Here is an 18,217-nt window from a genome sequence, read left to right as displayed (position 1 = left end):
CGCGCGACGGCCGGGGCCTCTCCTGTGGGGGGTGGCGGCCCCGGCCGTTGCCTCGGTACTCATCGCTCCCCCGCCCCGCCCCGGGCCTCCTCCTCGAGCTGCCGCGCCAGCCGTTTCAGCCCCCGGTAGGCCGCGGTGCGCACAGCGCCCGGCCGTTTGCCGAGGACGCGCGCGGCGGCGGGACCGTCGAGGCCGACGACGACCCGCAGCAGTACCGCCTCCGCCTGATCGCGGGGCAGCCGGCGGACGAGGTCGAGAGCACGCTCGGTGGTCATGGACTCCATGGCCTGGTCATGGGTGCTGTACGGGCCGGGCAGCTCCAGGACGTCCTGTTCGAGTGTGGCGGCCTGGGGCCGCACCCGCCGCCGGCGCAGATGGTCGAGCGCCCGGTGCCGGGCGATGGTCGCCGTCCAGCCGCGAAAGCCCGCACCGTCGCCCCGGAACCGGCCGAGGTCCCGCGCGATCTCCAGCCAGGCCTCGGACGCCACGTCCTCGGCGTCTTCACCGACGAGACCGCGCACATACCCGAGCAGTCCGGGCTGCACCAACCGGTACGCGACGGCGAAGGCCTCCTCGTCGCCTTCCTGGGCCCGTGCGACGGCCGCACCCAACTCCCCGTCGTACGCCTGCGCGCGGCGGGGTTCCCCTCCCTGGCCCAAGAACCGTCCTCGTCCGTAGCGAGTCCCCAGACGTGCGCACCGCCGATCGGCCGTGTCCACGCCCCCACGGTCATCAGCGTTCGCTCCCACAGAAGTGTCACAGCTCGTCAGCAGCCCCACGGCCACGGCTCAGGTCCGCTCGGTCCCCATCGCGTCCCGGCACAGCAACCGCAGCGACCCCTGGCCCGTGAAGCACCGCCCGGCCTCCTCGATGGGGTCCCACAGCCGTCCGTCCACGGTGCGTACCCAGTGCTCGCCACCGCTCGCCCACCACTCGGCCCCGCCGCCATGACGGACGATCACCTCGCCTGCGTACGCGCCGAAGCCGCGCAGCACACTCCGCACGGCCGCGTGCGGCGTGCCCTCGCGGCGTATCTCCTCGATCGTCCGGTCGACGCGCCACAGGCTCTGCGCCGAGTAGTCCAGGCGCAGCCGAGCGCCTTCGCGCATCGCCGTCACGGTGTCCGCCGCCCACCGCACCGGTTTGGTGGCGGCCTGGGGCCTGCTCTGCTGATGAGTCGTCACATGCTGGACTGTCACATAGGGAAGAGCGCGATCCGCCCTCGGTTCGTCACCCGCGATCGCGGTCTTGCCCACAACCGGCGCACGACCGGCGCAGGACCACCGCACCGCGCCCGCAGGACGCTCACAGATCTCCGCCGCGCGTTCGGCCCGTCCGGGGCCCCCGGCTCACACCCGGCCGCGGGCCCGGCGGGACACCACCGCCCGCAGGACGCGGCGCCCCTCCGTGGAGACCTCCAGGGCCTGGCGGAGTCCGGCCCGCCCGTGTCCGGTGACCAGCTCCAGGACGGTGATCTGGCGGCGCAGCTCGCCGGCGACCAGCGGCGACATGCCCTCGACGGGACCCGGGACGGGGCTCGCTCCGGCGCGAACGGAGTCGAGCGCCTCGGGGAGGGAGTCGGCGGGGGCGGCGTCCTCGGCCGGGTCGAGGAGCCGGTGGATCTGGAGCGAGGCGACCGAGCAGGCGTCGGCCCACTGCCGGACCTCGGCCGCGGACCGGGCGGCCGGCGCGGCGGCCAGCATCCGGCGGGCCAGCAGCGCGGCCTCGTCCTCGGTCTCCTCGGCGGCCTCCTCGCCCAGCGCGCCCAGCGCGCCGCGTGCCTGCTCCAGCCGCTCGGCCCAGTCGCCGTCCGAGGAGTGGGCGGAACTCTCGGCGAGGCTCCCCCACAGCGGCCGCAGGACCTCGTCGTCGCCGCCGAGCAGCGGCACGCACCGATCCAAACAAGCCAGCCCGCTGGCGGCCAGTCCGCGCTCGTCGGCCTGCGCGATCAGTTCCACCAGACTCATCAACGCCTCCTCAAAGGGCGCCGACCCCTACGGAGCCCGCACTTGCCCTTACTGCGTGCGATCGGCCGGTAGTGTCACACGGGTCGCACGCAGAGTCGAGCAAGTTGGCATAAGAGAAGGTTTCGGCCAATGACCGAGGTCGGCGGCCCGGGGCGGGGGAAAGCGGGGTCAGGCCGCGGCCGGCGCCGGTCCCCGCAGCGCCTTCTCGTGCTGCATACGGGTCAGCCGGAGCACCACGAGAACGGCGAACACGGCGGCGACGATGTCGAGGACGTCGCTGAACATCATTCCCCCGGCGGCCTCGTGCAGGTCCTTGGCCGTGACGGCCCGGTTGTCTTCGGTGGCCGCGAACCGGCCGGCCACCGCTCCGATGAGCCACAACGTCCACCAGGTGTTCACCAACCAGTTCGACCTGGGCCCGTCCGCCGGGCTGCTGGCCTCCCAGATGTCCACGGCGATCCTGCGCGGGAACCACAGGTTGACGACCGGGGTGAACCACGCGCCGATCGCCCAGCCACGCTTCATGCTGTGCCCGAAGGGATCGAACACCTCGGCGTTGACCCGCACCCGGTAGAACCAGCACAGGAAGACGACACAACTCGCGAGCAGCGTGACCAGCTGGACGACGCCCGCGACGGCGTAGAGCCGGTCGGCGTCGTCGGCCCGCCGCATCACGTCCGCGCCGACCGAGCCGTTCGCGAGGTCGCCCGAGACGTCGTACATCACGATGTCCGTCCAGACGGCGAACAGGTCGGCGGCGGCGACGAGGAGGAGCAGCGCGGCGGCGGCCCGGCCGAGTCCGACCGGCGAGCGCAGCCAGGCCTGCGGCACCCCCGCGTACGGCGGGGCGGCCGGCGCCGGGACGGCCGCGCAACTGGTGCACAGGGTGCCGCCGGGTACCGCCGCGAGGTGGTGACAGCGTGCGCAGATCATGGTGGGTCCCCCGAGGTGTCGTAGTGGAGCCGGCCCGGCTCCCCCCGGAGCGCGGGCGCGGCACCCGGAACCTATGGCGCCCGCCTATCGCACGTCCACTCGATTCGGCGTCAACCCAGCTTGTCGGCAAGCCTCTTGAACTCCGCCCAGGACATCGCCGGTTCGCCCGGATGCCACAGCTTCTGGACGGTCGCCCGCAGCGGCATCCGGATACCGGCCGCCACCTGGTCCTGGGTCTGGGAGTCGGCCAGGTCGCACCACACGGCGAAGGAGCCGCCCAGTATCTGCGCGTCGTACTTGGCGGGCACCGGCTCGGTGCCGCGCAGCACGCGCGGGGTCCACTGCTCGTAGATCCGCCGGCCGGTCGGGTAGACGAAGGTCTGCGGCTCGCCGAGGACGTAGTAGAGGAACTCGTCGTTGTAGTTGAGCACCTTGCGGCCGGCGTCGAGGTACTCGAGCGGCTGCCGGGCGCCGTACTCCTTGCCCGTCCAGTAGGCGACCTCGATGTCACGGGCGGGCGGTACCGACGAGCTCCGGAAGAACCCGTCGTTCCAGGCGCGCGGGGTGCGGTCGTGTGCGCGGACGGTGGCGACGCGGTCGTTCAGCCAGCCCGTCGTCAGGTCGGCCACGTTGCCGCCGGAGCCGTAGGCCTTCCGCGCGGCGGCGGCGAGCTGCGGGTAGGACGCCTGGGGGTCGCGCGCGGTCAGCGCCTGGTACTCGTCGCCGCCGAGGTGCCAGTGGCCGCCGGGGAAGAGGTCCGCGTACTCGTCGAGCAGGTCGTCGACGATCGCGGCCGACCGGGGCTCGGAGATGTCGATGGCGCCGCGTGTCGCCACGCCCTGCGCGTTGCGCAGCTGCAACTCGGGGTGGGCGGCCATCACGGCGCCGAGGTGGCCGGGCGAGTCGATCTCGGGGACGACGGTGATGTGCCGGCTGGCGGCCAGGTCGACCATCCGCTTGACCTGGGCCTTGGTCAAGTGGTCCGCGGAGACGACCTCCGGGTGCGTGTCGGACTCGATGCGGAAGCCCTGGTCGTCGGAGAAGTGCAGCCCGAGCTCGTTGAACTTCAGGTCGCCGAGTTCCCGTATGCGGTCCTCCAGCCAGTCGGCCGTGTACGGCTTGCGGGCGATGTCCAGCATGAAACCGCGCCGCGGCTTGGCCGGCGCGTCCTCCACGACCCCCTCGGGGGCCGTGCCGCCGCCGTGCACCTCCTGCTTCAGGGTGCGGGTTCCGTAGAAGACCCCCGCGTCGGCCGGGCCCCTGATGGTCACCCCGCCGTCGCGCACGGTCATGGTGTACGCCTCGGGGTTGCGGCCCGCGCCCTCGTCCAGCGCCAGCCGGACGTCCCCCGGGCGCGCGTCGCCGCTCCGACCGGAGTAGGTGAGACCGAGTTCACTCGCGATCAGCTTCCCCTCGTCGGTGAGGGAGGCGTCGTCCACCACGACCCGGGAGCCGGGCTCCGGGCGCCAGCCGGGGCCGCGGGCGGCGGTGTGGGAGCGCACGGCGGGGATGGTCCGCGGCGCCTGCGACAGCGGGTAGCTGCGGGTGGGGCTGGGACTCCCCGAGCCGGAGGTCCCGCCCGGCGCCGCGTCCGCAGGGGTTCCGTCGCCCCCGAAGGACCACACGGCCAGTCCGATGCCCAGTCCGACAGCGGTGACGAACCCGCCGACGACGACAGCCCGCGTGCGCGGCGGCTTGCGTGCCGGAGCCCGGCGCCTGTGCTTGCTCACCCGGCCAACCTAACGGCGGATGACCACCACCCGTGTCCACCGCACGTTCTCAAACTCTCCCGTCCGAGTGAAATTCAAGCACCCGTCGAACACGTCATGAGCACACCCGATAACGTAGCGGCGCATCCCTCACGGATTCCCCCGCCGACCCCCCTGCCGACACGCTGCCGGCATCCTGCCGACATCCCTGCCGACCTAGGACCCACGCTGCCCGCGCAGAACCTGGAGCGCTTCAACACCGCCCCCGCCCCCAAGGTCCACCGGACCCTCCTGACCTGCCTGCACAGCCCCCGCTGGGCCCACCGCGTCGCCGCCCACCGCCCCTATCCGGACGTGCCGTCCCTCCTGGCGGCAGCGGACGAGGCGACGTACGACCTGGGCCCCGAGGAACTCGCCGGGGCCCTGGCGGAAGAACCCCTGCCGAAGCTGCCCGCCCACACGTACGCGGCCGCCTCCATGGCCCTGAGCGCCGGCTACGCCGCCTACGAGGCCAGATTCGGCCACACCTTCGTCATCTGTCTGGACGGCACCGCCCCGGACGAGGCCCTGGACCGGGTCCTGCCGGCGATCCGGTCACGTCTGACCAACGACTCCGAGGACGAGCGCATCGTCGCCCGGGAGGAGCTGCGGAGGCTGACGAACGGGCGACTTCGGGGCCTTCTGGGCGCCGCCACTGCGCCGTCCGTGCACCTTTGAGGACGAGTTCGATCACACGGGCGGACCCCCCGTAAGGCCCCCGTCAGCTCCTCGGTACGATACTGGGGGCCGGTGGACCGTACCCGGCCGGGCCCGACCGACAGTGAGCCGGCGCGGCCCTAGTCCCCGCTCCCGGAGGGTTCTTCCGTGCCGGCTGGAACGCTGTACCGCGGCCGGGAAGGAATGTGGTCCTGGGTGGCTCATCGAGTCACCGGCGTCCTCATCTTCTTCTTCCTGTTCGTCCATGTGCTGGACACCGCACTCGTGCGTGTGTCTCCGGAGGCCTACGACAAGGTCGTGGCCACCTACAAGACACCGATCGTCGCCCTGCTCGAATACGGGCTGGTCGCCGCCATCCTCTTCCACGCGCTCAACGGCCTGCGCGTCATCGCCGTCGACTTCTGGGCCAAGGGCGCCCGCTACCAGAAGCAGATGCTGTGGACCGTGGTCGGCGTCTGGGTCCTGCTCATGATCGGGGCGATCTACCCCGTCCTCGGCCATGCCGCTCGTGCAGTATTCGGGAGCTGACGCACATGTCCACCACTGAAACCACCGCTTCCGGCATCGGCCCGGTCGAGGGCGGCTCCGTCTACGGCGTGGACAACCCCGCCCCCCTCATCGAGGCCCCGCGTCAGCGCACCAAGAAGACCCCGAAGTCGACCCGGGGCAACTTCGAGATGTACGGCTGGCTGTTCATGCGGCTGTCCGGCATCGTCCTGGTCGTCCTCGTCCTCGGCCACCTGCTGATCCAGCTCGTCCTGGACGGCGGCGTCTCCAAGATCGGCTTCGCCTTCGTGGCGGGCCGCTGGGCCTCCCCGTGGTGGCAGGTCTGGGACCTCGCCATGCTGTGGCTGGCGATGCTGCACGGCGCCAACGGTCTGCGTACCGTCATCAACGACTACGCGGAGCGGGCCAACACCCGGCTGTGGCTGAAGGCACTGCTGTACACCGCCACGGTGTGGACCATCCTGCTGGGCACGCTGGTGATCTTCACCTTCGACCCGAACATCCGCTAGGCCCCGGGACCGAGGTATTTCACTGATGAAGATCCACAAGTACGACACCGTCATCGTCGGCGCCGGCGGCGCCGGTATGCGGGCCGCCATCGAGGCGACCAAGCGCAGCCGCACCGCGGTCCTGACCAAGCTCTACCCCACCCGCTCCCACACGGGCGCCGCGCAGGGCGGCATGGCCGCCGCGCTGGCCAACGTGGAAGAGGACAACTGGGAGTGGCACACCTTCGACACGGTCAAGGGCGGTGACTACCTGGTCGACCAGGACGCCGCCGAGATCCTGGCGAAGGAGGCCATCGACTCCGTCCTCGACCTGGAGAAGATGGGCCTGCCGTTCAACCGGACGCCGAACGGGACGATCGACCAGCGGCGCTTCGGCGGGCACTCCCGCAACCACGGCGAGGCCCCGGTCCGCCGCTCCTGCTACGCGGCCGACCGCACCGGCCACATGATCCTCCAGACGCTGTACCAGAACTGCGTCAAGGAGGGCGTGGAGTTCTTCAACGAGTTCTACGTCCTGGACCAGCTGATCACCGAGGTCGACGGCGTCAAGAAGTCGGCCGGCGTGGTGGCGTACGAGCTGGCGACCGGCGAGATCCACATCTTCCAGGCGAAGTCCGTGATCTACGCCTCCGGCGGCAACGGCAAGTTCTTCCGGGTGACGTCGAACGCGCACACGCTGACCGGTGACGGCCAGGCCGCCGTGTACCGGCGCGGGCTGCCGCTGGAGGACATGGAGTTCTTCCAGTTCCACCCGACCGGCATCTGGCGCATGGGCATCCTGCTCACCGAGGGCGCCCGCGGTGAGGGCGGCATCCTGCGCAACAAGGACGGCGAGCGCTTCATGGAGAAGTACGCGCCGGTCATGAAGGACCTCGCCTCCCGTGACGTCGTCTCCCGCTCCATCTACACGGAGATCCGCGAGGGCCGCGGCTGCGGTCCCGAGGGCGACCACGTCTACCTGGACCTGACCCACCTGCCGCCGGAGCAGCTGGACGCCAAGCTGCCGGACATCACCGAGTTCGCGCGGACCTACCTGGGCATCGAGCCGTACACCGACCCGATCCCGATCCAGCCGACCGCGCACTACGCGATGGGCGGCATCCCGACCAACGTCCAGGGCGAGGTGCTCGCGGACAACACCACGGTCGTACCGGGCCTGTACGCGGCCGGCGAGGTCGCCTGCGTCTCCGTGCACGGCGCCAACCGCCTGGGCACCAACTCGCTGCTGGACATCAACGTGTTCGGCAAGCGGGCCGGCATCGCGGCCGCGGAGTACTCGGCGAAGGCCGACTACGTGGAGCTGCCGGAGAACCCCGAGTCGCTCGTGGTCGAGCAGCTCGAGCGGCTGCGGACCTCCACCGGCACCGAGCGGGTGGCGGACATCCGCCGGGAGCTGCAGGACACCATGGACGCCAACGTCATGGTGTTCCGCACCGAGCAGACGATCAAGACGGCCGTCGAGAAGATCGCCGAACTGCGCGAGCGCTACAAGAACGTGGCGATCCAGGACAAGGGCAAGCGGTTCAACACGGACCTGCTGGAGGCCGTCGAGCTGGGCAACCTGCTGGAGCTGGCCGAGGTCATGGCGGTCTCCGCCCTGGCCCGCAAGGAGTCCCGCGGTGGTCACTACCGCGAGGACTACCCCAACCGCGACGACGTCAACTTCATGCGCCACACCATGGCGTACCGCGAGGTCGGCGACGACGGGTCGGAAACCGTCCGTCTCGACTACAAGCCGGTCGTCCAGACCCGCTACCAGCCGATGGAGCGTAAGTACTGATGGCAACCCCCGTTCTGGACAAGGTGGAGGCGCAGTCCGCCGCCTCCCCCTACATCACCGTCACCTTCCGCATCCGCCGGTTCAACCCGGAGGTCTCGGCGGAGGCGACCTGGGAAGACTTCCAGCTGGAGATCGACCCCAAGGAGCGCGTCCTCGACGGCCTGCACAAGATCAAGTGGGACCTCGACGGCACTCTGACCTTCCGTCGCTCCTGCGCGCACGGCATCTGCGGCTCGGACGCCATGCGGATCAACGGCAAGAACCGTCTGGCCTGCAAGACGCTGATCAAGGACATCAACCCCGAGAAGCCGATCACGGTCGAGCCCATCAAGGGCCTCACGGTCCTGAAGGACCTGGTCGTGGACATGGAGCCGTTCTTCCAGGCGTACCGGGACGTCATGCCGTTCCTGGTCACCAAGGAGACCAACGAGCCGACGCGGGAGCGCCTGCAGTCCGCCGAGGACCGCGCCCGCTTCGACGACACGACGAAGTGCATCCTGTGCGCGGCCTGCACCTCGTCCTGCCCGGTCTTCTGGAACGACGGCCAGTACTTCGGCCCGGCGGCCATCGTCAACGCCCACCGGTTCATCTTCGACAGCCGTGACGAGGCCGGTGAGCAGCGCCTGGAGATCCTGAACGACAAGGACGGCGTCTGGCGCTGCCGCACCACCTTCAACTGCACCGACGCCTGCCCGCGCGGCATCGAGGTGACGAAGGCGATCGCGGAGGTGAAGCGGGCGCTGATCACGCGCCGCTTCTGATCTTCCGCCGTACGTGACGCCGAGGGCCCCGTTCCATCCGGAACGGGGCCCTCGGCGTGCTGTGCCCGGCCGCCGCCGGGTGCGCGGACGGGTCAGCCGCGCAGGACGCGACCGTCCTTGTCGGTGCGGTCGTTGCTCGTGAAGAAGAGGATGGCGTCGACCAGGGCCCAGATGCCCAGACCGCCGCAGGTCAGCAGCTGGGCGATGCCCACACCCACGGAACCGACGTAGAAGCGGCCGATGCCCAGGCTTCCGAGGAAGAGCTGGAGGATGCCGGCGACGATCTTCGACTTGTCGGAGTACGGGCGGCCCTGCGGGTCGTAGCCGTAGGGGGCGTCAGGGGTGGGGACAGTCATGGCTGGTGCTCCTGGGGAGTGGTGAGAACACCCGGAGTGGGAACCTCCGGGGCCAGGGAGCCCGACTGCCTGCCCGGTCACACGGCATCCGTACGCGATTCCACGCGCGTTGACCGGATGCGGCCGTCCCCCTGCGCGTTGGGAGCATAAAGATCCCGAAGGGCGGCGCGGGAGGGGGTTCGAAGGAACGTTCCCGTTCCGTGATCAAATTCGGCCACATTGGCGGCATTTGGCACCGCGCCCGGCCCCGACCCGTCCGCCCGCCCTCGCCGGCGCCGTACGCGCTCGTTAGCGCCGCACGCCCTCGCCTCCGCCGTTCCGCCTGCCCGGCGCCGCACCAACCGCCTCTGCCTCTAGACGACGTTGCGGACCACGGTCCACGCCACGGCCACCAGCAGCACCGCCGCCTGCGCCCGCGGGCTGAGCCGGGGGTGCCATCGGCGCCCGCGCAGCCCCTCCAGGGCCCACTTGCCGAGCAGCGCCAGCGCGAACGGCGCGGCGAGCAGCAGCATCCTGTTGTCCAGCCAGGCCTGGGTGAGCCGGCCGTGCATCAGGTCGTACACCATGCGCGTGCCGCCGCAGGCCGGGCAGAGCAGTCCGGTGACGTACCGGAAGGGGCACTGGGGCAGGACGTGGCCGGGCTGGTGCGGGTCGGTGACGTAGAGGTACCCGGCGCCCGCCACCCCGGCGCACAGCACCGCGAGCGGAGCCGCGGCCGGATGCCGCAGCAGCCGGCCGCGCACCGCGCCGGACACCGCGTCAGCCACGCAGGATCCGGCCCTGCGAGTCGGTGTTGTCGTTGCCGGTCAGCAGCATGATGCCGTCGATCAGGGACCAGATGCCGAACCCGCCGCAGGTGAGGAGCTGGGCGATGCCGATCCCGACGTGGCCCATGTAGAAGCGGCCGATGCCGAGGGTGCCCAGGCTGAGCTGGAGGACACCGGCGACGATCTTCGACTTGTCGGAGTACGGGCGGCCGTAGGGGTCGTAGCCGTAGGGGGCGTTGGGGTCGTACTGCATGCCCGGGGGCGGCGGGTACGCGCCGGGCGGCGGGTAGCCACCGGGCGGCGGCGGGTACGCGCCGGGCGGCGGGTAACCACCCGGGGGTGGCGGGTAGCCGCCGGGCTGCTGGTTGGGATACCCGTATCCCGGGGCCTGGTTGGGCTGCTGCGGCTGCTGCGGCTGCTCGGACACGTGGCTCCACTCTTCGACTGCCGACGAACTGACGGTCATATTGCAGGAAGAGCGGCCGAAGAGAAACATCGGGGTCCCGCTCGGCGCCCGGCCCGATCGAGTGACCCGGCGCCCGCTGCGCGCTCGGCCTCCCGGACCCGGCGGATCCCGCACCTAATCTGATGGCATGTCAGATGACGAGTCGTACGAGCTGCTCGGGTTCGACAACGTCCTGCTGCCCGTGGGGAATCTGGGCGAGGCCGTGGGGTTCTACGAGCGGGCCGGGTTCGCGGTGGCGTTCCGTCTGGACGAGGTCGGCATCGCGCTGCTGAAGGTCGGGGGCGAGACGCCGGGGATCCTGCTGCGCGAGGAGGCGTTCGGGCACCGCCCGCCGCCGTGGCCCTCGCCGCGGGTGTGGCTGGAGGTGCCGGACGCGCGGGCGGCGGCGCGCGAGCTGACGAAGGCCGGGATCGCCCTGCTCGACGAGCCCTTCGCCGTGGCGACCGGCTGGACCGTCGAGATCGCCGACCCGTGGGGCAACGTCCTGGGCTTCACGGACTACGGCAAGCGGCCGGAGCTGGGGCGCAGGCCCTGAGGCGTCCATCACCGCCACACTCCCCTCACCTCCGTATTGAACGCGTTCAAAAACAGGTCTAGAGTCACCTCTGCCAGCATTTTGAACGCGTTCAAAAGAAGGGGTGGGGGGCATGGACCGCACGGTCATCGCCTACGTCATCTATCTGCTCGTCAGCATCGCCCTGACCGTCTGGGTGGCCCGGACGCTCAGCAGGAACGGGCGGATCTTCCTCGCCGACGTGCTGCACGGCGACGACAAGCTCGCCGACGCCGTGAACCACCTGCTGGTGGTCGGCTTCTACCTCGTCAACCTCGGCTTCGTCGCGCTGTATCTGAGCGGCGACCGGAGCATCGACGACACACGCGGCATCTTCGAGGCCCTGTCGACGAAGCTCGGCGTGGTGCTGCTGGTGCTCGGCGTGATGCATCTGGGCAACGTGTACGTGCTGAACCGGATCCGCCGCCGCGGGGTGCTGGAGCGCGAGCAGGTGCCGCCGGTCGCGCCGCAGGACTGGGCCGCCCCCTCGGCCGGGGCGTGAGCGCGATGCCGGCCGCCGCCGGCCGGGACCGGGACGCCTCCGTGCCCGTCCCGGTCCGCGGGCTGACCGTCCTGTACGACGCCGAGTGCGCGCTGTGTTCGTTCGTGCGCGACTGGCTCGCCGGGCAGCCGCAACTGGTGCCCCTGGAACTCCTCCCGGCCGGCTCCGAGCAGGCCGGGAGGCGTTTCCCGGGCCTCGACCACGGGGTCACCCTGGACGAGGTCACGGTCGTCGGCGACTCGGGCCAGGTCTACCGGGGCGCCACCGCCTGGATCGTCGTCCTGTGGGCGCTGCGCGAGCACCGGCCGCTCGCCCACCGGCTCAGCACCCCGGCGGGCGAGCGGCTCGCCAGGGGCGCGGTGCTGGCGGCCGCCAAGTGGCGCGGCGGGCGGTGGGGCGGGGGTGCGTACCGGCGCGGGGACGGGTGGTCCTACGACCCGCGCGACGGCTGGACCTACGACCCGCCAGGCTGTGACGGCGGCGCCTGCGCCACTGGCTAGGCTCTGTCCGTGCCCGCGAAGAACGACGACGGCCCCGATGGGGGCGTGCCCGCCAGCAAGTCCGAGCAGACCCGCGCGCTCATCCTGGAGACGGCCATGCGGCTGTTCCAGGAGCGCGGCTACGACAAGACGACCATGCGGGCCATCGCCAAGGAGGCCGGGGTCTCCGTCGGCAACGCCTACTACTACTTCGAGGGCAAGGAACACCTGATCCAGGGCTTCTACGACCGGATCGCCGCCGAGCACCGGGAGGCGGTCCGGGAGGTCCTGGCCCGGGAGACCGCCCTGGAGGCCCGGCTGGCGGGCGTGCTGACGGCGTGGCTGGACATCGCCACGCCGTACCACGAGTTCGCGGTGCAGTTCTTCAAGAACGCCGCCGACCCCGACAGCCCGCTCAGCCCCTTCTCCGCCGAGTCGGAGCACGCGCGCGCGGAGGCCATCGACATCCACAAGGAGGTGCTGCACGGCGCGCGGACCAAGGTCCCTGCGGACCTTCGGGAGGTGCTGCCCGAGCTGATGTGGCTCTCCCAGATGGGGCTCGTCCTGTACTGGATCTTCGACCGCACCGAGGGCCGCGAACGCAGCTACCGGCTGGCCGAGCGAGGCGCCCGGCTCACCGCCCGCGGGGTGTCCCTGGCCCGCTTCCGGGTCCTGCGCCCCCTGGTGCACGAGGTGCACGACCTGTTCACGGACTTCCTCCCGGGCATGACCCGAATGCTGCCGGACCCGGCGGGCAGGGGGCGGAACACTGCGGCCGAGTGATCACCTTCGGGTGAACGGGCGCGAACGGGACACCCGACTCTCGGCCTGCCTACGATGATGCTCTCGACACCAGCCCCTAGGAGGCACGCGATGTCCGCCGCATCCGTCGAGCAGCCCTTCGACGACGACCGGCCGTTCTCGCTCACGGCCATCGCCGACGAGATCATGGAGCGCCATCCGGGCTACCGCGTCGAGATCATCGGAGGCCACCTCCTCGTGACCCCATCACCGGATGCCCCCCACGCCCGCGCCCTGACGAAGCTGATGCGTCCCTTCATCGCCGCAGGACTCGACGACGACGAGACCGAGGTCCTCCAGAGGATCGGGCTCTGGCTGCCCTCCGGCGCCGAGGACTACGCCATCCCCGACCTCGCCGTGGTGGACGCCGACATCGACGAGCACTTCGTCGAGAACAACGCGTACGACCCGGTCTGCTTCCGTCTCGTCCTGGAAGTGACTTCCAGCAACTGGAAGGACGACCTGAAGACCAAGGCCGCCGCCTACGCGGAGGCGAAAGTCCCGGTATACCTCATCGTCGACCGCAAACACCAGCGTCTTCACGTCCTGGCGGAGCCGGCCGAGGGCAAGTACGAGTACCACCGCCCCCACGCCCCCGGCGAGCTCGTCACCCTGCCCGACTCCATCGGCGCCAAGGTCACCCTCGATGTGACCGAGATCCTCAACGCCGGGCAGAAGAAGGCTACTTGACCGCGTCCACCTCCCCCTCCGCAAGCTCCACGTCGTACATCAGCGGCCCGTCCTCCACCACGACATGCCGTGCCCGCGAGCCGTAGGGCGATGCCGTGGCGGCGAGCAGGTAGGTGCCCGGGCCCGGTACCGCGACGATGTACGAGCCGTCGGCCAGGGACGTCACCCGGTCCAGTTGCCGGCCGCCCTTGGACAGCAGGGTCACGGCCGCGCCGTGGACGGGCTCGCCCTCCTCGGTGCGGATGAAGCCGTGGACCACCGAAGCGGGGCCCGGCTGCCGCGGGACCGGCGCCTCCTCGGGCTCCTCCTTCGCTTCCACCGCCAGATGCGGCAGGGGGCGCTCCAGCCAGGCCGGCAACCACCAGTTGGCCCTGCCGAACAGATGCATCGCCGCCGGCACCAGTGCCGTCCGCAGCACGAACGCGTCCAGCGCGACTGCCGCCGCCAGGCCGACGCCCGCCATCGCCGCGCCCTGGTTTCCGCTGAGGACGAAGGCGAGGAAGACGCAGACCATGATCAGGGCCGCGGAGTTGATGACCCGGCTGGTCTCGGCAAGGCCCACGCGGACCGCACGCGCGTTGTCCCGGGTGTGCACCCACTCCTCGTGCATCCGGCTCACCAGGAAGACCTGGTAGTCCATCGACAGGCCGAACAGCAGGGACAGCATGATGATCGGCAGGAACGCCTGGATCGGTCCCTCCTTGCCGAGGCCGAGCAGGTCCAGGCCCCAGCCCCACTGGTAGACCGCCACGAGGACGCCGAAGGACGCGGCGGCGGCGACCAGGTTCATCACGGCCGCTGTCAGCGGCACCAGCAGCGAGCGGAAGGCGACCAGCAGGAGCAGGAAGCCCAGGCCGACGATGGTCGCGACGAAGTACGGCAGACGGTCGCCCGTGACGGAGGCGAAGTCCTTCGAGACCGCCGTGACCCCGCCGACGTGCGCCCGCGCCCCCGCCTCGGGGATCACCTCGTCGCGCAGGGTGTCGATGAGCCGGTCCGTCCGCTCGGACTGCGGCGAGGTGGTCGGGACGACCTGGATGACGGTGACGCCGTGCGCGGGCGGCAGCGCGGCCACCCGGGCCACCCCGCGGGTCCCGGCGATGCCCTTGACCAGCGCGGTGGTGTCACCGTCGGTGGAGACCACCTGGAGCGGCCCGTTGAAGCCGGGGCCGAAGCCCTCGGCCAGCAGGTCGTACGCCTTGCGGGTCGTCGTCGAGGCGTCGTCGTTGCCCTGGTCGGTGGCGCCCAGCCGAAGCGACAGCACCGGCAGCGCGAGCAGGACCATGACGACCAGCGCGAGGCCCGCGATCCAGCCGGGACGCCTCTGCACCGTGCCCGACCAGCGTGCCGCGAGCGTGCTCGCCCGCTCGTCCCGGGAGGGGCCCCCGGCCGCGAGCCGCCGCCGCTGGCGCCGGCTGAGCACCCGCGGCCCGAGGAATCCGAGCAGCGCCGGCAGCAGGGTGACGGCCGCGAGCACGCTCAGCACCACGGTGAGCGAGGTGCCGATGACCACGCCGTCCAGGAAGCGCAGGTTCGTCACCAGCATCCCGGCGAGCGCGATGCACACCGTGCCGCCCGCGAACAGCACCGCCCGGCCCGAGGTGTTGAGGGCGACGACCGCCGACTCCTCCGGTTCCAGACCGCGCAGCAGTCCGCGCCGGTGCCGGGTGACGATGAACAGTGCGTAGTCGATGCCCACGCCGAGGCCGATCAGCGAGGCGAGCAGCGGGGCGATGTCGGGCACGTCCGTGACATGGCTGATCATCTGGGTGGAGAACAGGCCGATGCCGACGCCGAAGACCGCCACGGCGATCGGCAGGAGCATCGCGAAGAGCGAGCCGAAGGCGAGGAACAGCACGACCGCCGCCGCCGCGAGGCCGACCAGCTCGGACAGACCCGTGGGCGGCTGCTGGATCCGGGTGATCGCCTGGCCGCCCAACTCCACCCGCAGGCCGCCGCGTTCGGCCGCCTGCGCGGTGTCGACGACGTCCCGCACGAGTTGCTCGGGCACCGCGTTCGCCCGCTCGGTGAAGGTGAGCTGCGCGTACGCGATCGTCCCGTCCCGGCTGATCTGCGCCGCGCCCCTGGCGCCCGCGTACGGGCTGCTGACCGCGCCCACCCCCGGCATCCGGCCGATCTCCGCCAGGGCGGGCTCGATCCGGGCGCGCACCGACTCGTCCCGGACCGACCCCTCGTCGACCTTCCACACCACCGTGTCGGTGTCGCCCGCGGCCTTCGGGAACGCCTTCTCCATCAGGTCGTACGCGGTCTTGGAGTCCGTGTCCGGCAGGGAGAAGACGTTCGCGTAGGCCGTGCCCCCTGCGGACGCCCCCACGCCCGCCCCGACCAGTGCCACCACCCACAGCAACAGGACCAGCAGCCGGTGCCGGTAGCACCACCGCGCCAATGTCGTCACGCTCTACGCTCCTTCATCCGGGTCCCCCGGGTCCTGGGCACCAGCATCCGCAGCGGCGGGCGCGGACGGGCACGCGCCGCCGCGACTCTCAAGGAACTCCAAAGCACCCGCGGCCCCGCCGCCGGTCCCGCCGCGGATACTGGGGACATGACCGTCAACGAGGCAGCGCACGAAGGGGCGACGGTCCTCGTCGTCGAGGACGAGGAGTCCATCGCGGACGTCCTCGCCATCGCCCTGCGCTACCACCGCTTCCAGGTGATGACCGCGGGCACGGTCCGCGAGGCGTGCGCGCTCGCCGAGCGCACCCGGCCCGACGTGGCCCTGCTCGACGTGATGCTGCCGGACGGGGACGGCCGGGCGCTGGGCCGCGAGCTGCGCACCCGCTGCCCGGACCTGGCGCTGGTCTTCGTGACCGCGCGGGACGCGCCCACGGAGATCGTCGGCGCGCTCGGCTTCGGCGACGACTACATCACCAAGCCGTTCCACATCGACGAGGTCGTCGCCCGCGTACGGGCCGTGCTGCGCCGCACCCGCCCCGCCGACGTCCTCCCGCAGCGCCCGCCGCTGCGCTACGGCGACCTGGAGCTGGACGAGACGACGTACTCGGCGCACCGCGCGGGCCGCGCGGTCGAGCTCACCCCCACCGAGTACGCGCTGCTGCGCTTCCTGGTGCGCAACGGCGGCCGGATCGTGCCCAAGGAGCAACTCCTCAGGCACGTCTGGCAGTACGAGCACACACCGCCCGAGTCGACCGTCGTCGAGACCTACATCAGCTATCTGCGCCGCAAGCTGGACACGCTCGGACCGCCGTTGATCACGACCCGGCGGGGCGTGGGATACGGGCTGGCATGAGGCCGCGCCGACCGCGTCCGCGGCGCCGCCGGCACGGCATCCACTCCCTGCGCGGCAAGCTGACCCTGGCGAACGTCGGGCTGCTGGCCGTGGGCGTCGTGGTGGCGACCGCCGCGAGCCTGATGGGCATGCGGCACTACCTGCTCGGCCAGATCGACACCCAGCTGATCAAGACCCGTGAGTCCGTGGCGGACTCCCGGCTCACCATGCGGCAGATCGACTCGCTGGCCGCGCTGACCCTCATCCGGGACCACTTCGTACAGCCCACCGTCAACACGCCGCGGCCGGAATCCGTCTTCACCGCCGTGGGCAGCGGCGGCGAGGCCGTGCCCATCGCCGGTTTCGCGCCGACCGGCGCCCAGCGGGCCCTGGCCGCCGCGATCGGCGACCCGCGCGCGCTCGCCGCCGACCTCGCACCGCACGAGGTGACGCTGCACGGCGCCACCTACCGGGCGACCTCCGCCCGTCTGACCGACGGCAACTACCTGGTGTTCGCCACCTCCACCGACGCGCTGCACCAGGGCATCGCCAAGGCCCTCAGGCTGGACCTGGGCGTCGGCACGCTGCTGCTGGCGCTGCTCGCCTGCCTGACGATGTTCAGCGTGCGCCGCCGGATGCGGCCGCTGGAGGACATGGTGGAGACCTCCTCGGCCATCGCCGAGGGCGACCTGACCCGGCGTGTGCCCTCCAGCCACCATCCCACCCAGGAGGTGGAGCAGCTGCGCGTCGCGCTGAACTCCATGCTGCACCAGGTGGAGTCGGCGTACCGCACGCGCGAGCGCAGCGCCGCCCAGCTGCGCCGCTTCGTCGCCGACGCCTCGCACGAGCTGCGCACCCCGCTGTCGGCGATACGCGGCTACCTCCAGCTGTACGACAAGGGGATGCTGACCGAGCCGGGCGAGCGCAGGCGCGCCTGGGACCGGATGAACGCCGAGGTGGACCGCATGGGGCGGCTCGTCGACGAACTGCTCACCCTGGCCCGCCTGGACCAGCGGCCGCGGTTGCGGCCGCGGAACGTCGACGTCGTCCGGCTGGTGCGGGACGCCGCCGAGGACCTGCGCGCACAGCAGCCGGAGCGGCCCGTGACGGTCGGCGCCGAGGGCGTCCTCCTCGTGCACGCCGACGAGTCGGGGCTGCGGCAGGTGCTCGGCAACCTGGTGGCCAACGTGCGCGTCCACACGCCCGCCGACGTCCCGGTGCGGCTCACGGCGGAGCGCGCCGACGGTGTCGTACGGCTGTGTGTGCGGGACAGGGGGCCGGGGCTGGCCGAGGAGGACGCGGCGCGTGTCTTCGACCGCTTCTTCCGCGCGGGTGGCGGCGCGGGCAGCGGCCTCGGCATGGCCATCGTCCAGGGGGTGGCCGAAGCGCACGGCGGGCAGGTGGCCGTCCACACGCACCCCGGTGAGGGGTTCGCGGTGACGGTCACGCTGCCCGCGCGGGACCGGTCGTAGC

The 18,217-nt window shown here is 71.5% G+C and carries 21 protein-coding genes; 12 read left to right on the top strand and 9 right to left on the bottom strand.

The window, feature by feature from the left end; translation table 11 throughout:
- Positions 1-59: 59 nt before the first annotated feature.
- The 5 genes from ACIQFZ_RS00715 to ACIQFZ_RS00695 form a co-directional block, all read right to left on the bottom strand.
- A complete protein-coding gene (locus ACIQFZ_RS00715) occupies positions 60-659 on the bottom strand; it encodes an RNA polymerase sigma factor (RefSeq protein ID WP_365773955.1) in 600 nt (199 codons plus the stop codon).
- 129 nt (positions 660-788) lie between these two features.
- A complete protein-coding gene (locus ACIQFZ_RS00710; protein ID WP_383057147.1) occupies positions 789-1,184 on the bottom strand; it encodes a hypothetical protein in 396 nt (131 codons plus the stop codon).
- 165 nt (positions 1,185-1,349) lie between these two features.
- Positions 1,350-1,967: a hypothetical protein gene (locus tag ACIQFZ_RS00705; RefSeq protein WP_365773953.1), complete on the bottom strand. Its 618-nt coding sequence runs from the start codon at positions 1,965-1,967 to the stop codon at positions 1,350-1,352.
- A 168-nt stretch (positions 1,968-2,135) separates the two neighbouring features.
- Entirely contained in the window at positions 2,136-2,900 is a 765-nt protein-coding gene (locus ACIQFZ_RS00700) for a DUF4328 domain-containing protein (RefSeq protein WP_402690303.1), read from the bottom strand.
- Between the two features lie 110 nt (positions 2,901-3,010).
- On the bottom strand, positions 3,011-4,630 hold the full coding sequence (locus ACIQFZ_RS00695; protein WP_402690302.1) for a glycoside hydrolase family 20 protein: 1,620 nt from the start codon (positions 4,628-4,630) through the stop codon (positions 3,011-3,013).
- A 96-nt stretch (positions 4,631-4,726) separates the two neighbouring features.
- Between ACIQFZ_RS00695 and ACIQFZ_RS00690 the strand changes: the two genes are divergently transcribed.
- From ACIQFZ_RS00690 to ACIQFZ_RS00670, 5 genes are all read left to right on the top strand, one after another.
- Positions 4,727-5,326 carry a 2-oxo-4-hydroxy-4-carboxy-5-ureidoimidazoline decarboxylase gene (locus ACIQFZ_RS00690; RefSeq protein WP_402690301.1) on the top strand — a complete coding sequence of 200 codons (600 nt, stop codon included), beginning with the start codon at positions 4,727-4,729 and terminating at the stop codon, positions 5,324-5,326.
- 147 nt (positions 5,327-5,473) lie between these two features.
- Positions 5,474-5,854, top strand: coding sequence for a succinate dehydrogenase, cytochrome b556 subunit (gene sdhC / locus ACIQFZ_RS00685; RefSeq protein ID WP_100569866.1), 381 nt, complete (start codon positions 5,474-5,476; stop codon positions 5,852-5,854).
- Between the two features lie 5 nt (positions 5,855-5,859).
- A complete protein-coding gene (locus tag ACIQFZ_RS00680) occupies positions 5,860-6,342 on the top strand; it encodes a succinate dehydrogenase hydrophobic membrane anchor subunit (RefSeq protein ID WP_361415923.1) in 483 nt (160 codons plus the stop codon).
- Positions 6,343-6,367: 25 nt separating this feature from the next.
- Positions 6,368-8,122, top strand: coding sequence for a succinate dehydrogenase flavoprotein subunit (sdhA, locus tag ACIQFZ_RS00675; protein WP_383057142.1), 1,755 nt, complete (start codon positions 6,368-6,370; stop codon positions 8,120-8,122).
- Positions 8,122-8,883 carry a succinate dehydrogenase iron-sulfur subunit gene (locus tag ACIQFZ_RS00670; protein ID WP_365421672.1) on the top strand — a complete coding sequence of 254 codons (762 nt, stop codon included), beginning with the start codon at positions 8,122-8,124 and terminating at the stop codon, positions 8,881-8,883. The genes sdhA and ACIQFZ_RS00670 overlap by 1 nt, the downstream gene beginning before the upstream one ends.
- 92 nt (positions 8,884-8,975) lie before the next feature.
- Here ACIQFZ_RS00670 and ACIQFZ_RS00665 read toward each other — a convergent pair whose 3' ends face one another.
- From ACIQFZ_RS00665 to ACIQFZ_RS00655, 3 genes are all read right to left on the bottom strand, one after another.
- Positions 8,976-9,239: a TM2 domain-containing protein gene (locus tag ACIQFZ_RS00665; RefSeq protein ID WP_365421675.1), complete on the bottom strand. Its 264-nt coding sequence runs from the start codon at positions 9,237-9,239 to the stop codon at positions 8,976-8,978.
- Between the two features lie 353 nt (positions 9,240-9,592).
- Positions 9,593-10,006, bottom strand: coding sequence for a DUF2752 domain-containing protein (locus ACIQFZ_RS00660; RefSeq protein ID WP_376652695.1), 414 nt, complete (start codon positions 10,004-10,006; stop codon positions 9,593-9,595).
- On the bottom strand, positions 9,999-10,433 hold the full coding sequence (locus ACIQFZ_RS00655) for a TM2 domain-containing protein (RefSeq protein ID WP_365421681.1): 435 nt from the start codon (positions 10,431-10,433) through the stop codon (positions 9,999-10,001). Before ACIQFZ_RS00655 ends, ACIQFZ_RS00660 begins: the two co-directional genes overlap by 8 nt.
- Positions 10,434-10,599: 166 nt before the next feature.
- Between ACIQFZ_RS00655 and ACIQFZ_RS00650 the strand changes: the two genes are divergently transcribed.
- From ACIQFZ_RS00650 to ACIQFZ_RS00630, 5 genes are all read left to right on the top strand, one after another.
- A complete protein-coding gene (locus ACIQFZ_RS00650) occupies positions 10,600-11,007 on the top strand; it encodes a VOC family protein (protein WP_402690300.1) in 408 nt (135 codons plus the stop codon).
- A 112-nt stretch (positions 11,008-11,119) separates the two neighbouring features.
- Entirely contained in the window at positions 11,120-11,527 is a 408-nt protein-coding gene (locus tag ACIQFZ_RS00645; protein WP_361415935.1) for a hypothetical protein, read from the top strand.
- 5 nt (positions 11,528-11,532) lie between these two features.
- The gene (locus ACIQFZ_RS00640; RefSeq protein ID WP_402690449.1) at positions 11,533-12,027 is read left to right on the top strand and encodes a thiol-disulfide oxidoreductase DCC family protein; all 495 of its coding nucleotides are present in this window, start codon (positions 11,533-11,535) and stop codon (positions 12,025-12,027) included.
- Between the two features lie 9 nt (positions 12,028-12,036).
- On the top strand, positions 12,037-12,789 hold the full coding sequence (locus ACIQFZ_RS00635) for a TetR family transcriptional regulator (RefSeq protein ID WP_383057137.1): 753 nt from the start codon (positions 12,037-12,039) through the stop codon (positions 12,787-12,789).
- Between the two features lie 90 nt (positions 12,790-12,879).
- Complete coding sequence (locus tag ACIQFZ_RS00630; protein ID WP_402690299.1) at positions 12,880-13,497, top strand: Uma2 family endonuclease; 618 nt, start codon at positions 12,880-12,882, stop codon at positions 13,495-13,497.
- On the opposite strand, the gene ACIQFZ_RS00625 is transcribed toward ACIQFZ_RS00630, so the two are convergent.
- On the bottom strand, positions 13,490-15,904 hold the full coding sequence (locus ACIQFZ_RS00625; RefSeq protein ID WP_402690448.1) for an MMPL family transporter: 2,415 nt from the start codon (positions 15,902-15,904) through the stop codon (positions 13,490-13,492). The genes ACIQFZ_RS00630 and ACIQFZ_RS00625 overlap by 8 nt on opposite strands.
- A 156-nt stretch (positions 15,905-16,060) precedes the next feature.
- Here ACIQFZ_RS00625 and ACIQFZ_RS00620 point away from each other — a divergent pair, with 156 nt between their 5' ends.
- Both ACIQFZ_RS00620 and ACIQFZ_RS00615 read left to right on the top strand, forming a co-directional pair.
- Entirely contained in the window at positions 16,061-16,765 is a 705-nt protein-coding gene (locus ACIQFZ_RS00620) for a response regulator transcription factor (protein ID WP_361415943.1), read from the top strand.
- Positions 16,762-18,216 carry a HAMP domain-containing sensor histidine kinase gene (locus ACIQFZ_RS00615; RefSeq protein ID WP_365421693.1) on the top strand — a complete coding sequence of 485 codons (1,455 nt, stop codon included), beginning with the start codon at positions 16,762-16,764 and terminating at the stop codon, positions 18,214-18,216. The genes ACIQFZ_RS00620 and ACIQFZ_RS00615 overlap by 4 nt, the downstream gene beginning before the upstream one ends.
- Position 18,217: the final 1 nt, after the last annotated feature.

Source organism: Streptomyces sp. NPDC093064 (genome assembly GCF_044754605.1).
Classification (GTDB): domain Bacteria; phylum Actinomycetota; class Actinomycetes; order Streptomycetales; family Streptomycetaceae; genus Streptomyces.
This window is presented reverse-complemented; position numbering and strand designations above follow the sequence as displayed.

What these genes read in the sequence shown, in the direction of transcription:
- ACIQFZ_RS00705 (WP_365773953.1), bottom strand. Translation starts at nt 1,967, where the DNA reads ATGAGTCTGGTGGAACTGATCGCGCAGGCCGACGAGCGCGGACTGGCC.
- ACIQFZ_RS00700 (WP_402690303.1), bottom strand. Translation starts at nt 2,900, where the DNA reads ATGATCTGCGCACGCTGTCACCACCTCGCGGCGGTACCCGGCGGCACC.
- ACIQFZ_RS00690 (WP_402690301.1), top strand. Translation starts at nt 4,727, where the DNA reads ATGAGCACACCCGATAACGTAGCGGCGCATCCCTCACGGATTCCCCCG.
- ACIQFZ_RS00680 (WP_361415923.1), top strand. Translation starts at nt 5,860, where the DNA reads ATGTCCACCACTGAAACCACCGCTTCCGGCATCGGCCCGGTCGAGGGC.
- sdhA (WP_383057142.1), top strand. Translation starts at nt 6,368, where the DNA reads ATGAAGATCCACAAGTACGACACCGTCATCGTCGGCGCCGGCGGCGCC.
- ACIQFZ_RS00670 (WP_365421672.1), top strand. Translation starts at nt 8,122, where the DNA reads ATGGCAACCCCCGTTCTGGACAAGGTGGAGGCGCAGTCCGCCGCCTCC.
- ACIQFZ_RS00665 (WP_365421675.1), bottom strand. Translation starts at nt 9,239, where the DNA reads ATGACTGTCCCCACCCCTGACGCCCCCTACGGCTACGACCCGCAGGGC.
- ACIQFZ_RS00650 (WP_402690300.1), top strand. Translation starts at nt 10,600, where the DNA reads ATGTCAGATGACGAGTCGTACGAGCTGCTCGGGTTCGACAACGTCCTG.
- ACIQFZ_RS00645 (WP_361415935.1), top strand. Translation starts at nt 11,120, where the DNA reads ATGGACCGCACGGTCATCGCCTACGTCATCTATCTGCTCGTCAGCATC.
- ACIQFZ_RS00640 (WP_402690449.1), top strand. Translation starts at nt 11,533, where the DNA reads ATGCCGGCCGCCGCCGGCCGGGACCGGGACGCCTCCGTGCCCGTCCCG.
- ACIQFZ_RS00630 (WP_402690299.1), top strand. Translation starts at nt 12,880, where the DNA reads ATGTCCGCCGCATCCGTCGAGCAGCCCTTCGACGACGACCGGCCGTTC.
- ACIQFZ_RS00620 (WP_361415943.1), top strand. Translation starts at nt 16,061, where the DNA reads ATGACCGTCAACGAGGCAGCGCACGAAGGGGCGACGGTCCTCGTCGTC.
- ACIQFZ_RS00615 (WP_365421693.1), top strand. Translation starts at nt 16,762, where the DNA reads ATGAGGCCGCGCCGACCGCGTCCGCGGCGCCGCCGGCACGGCATCCAC.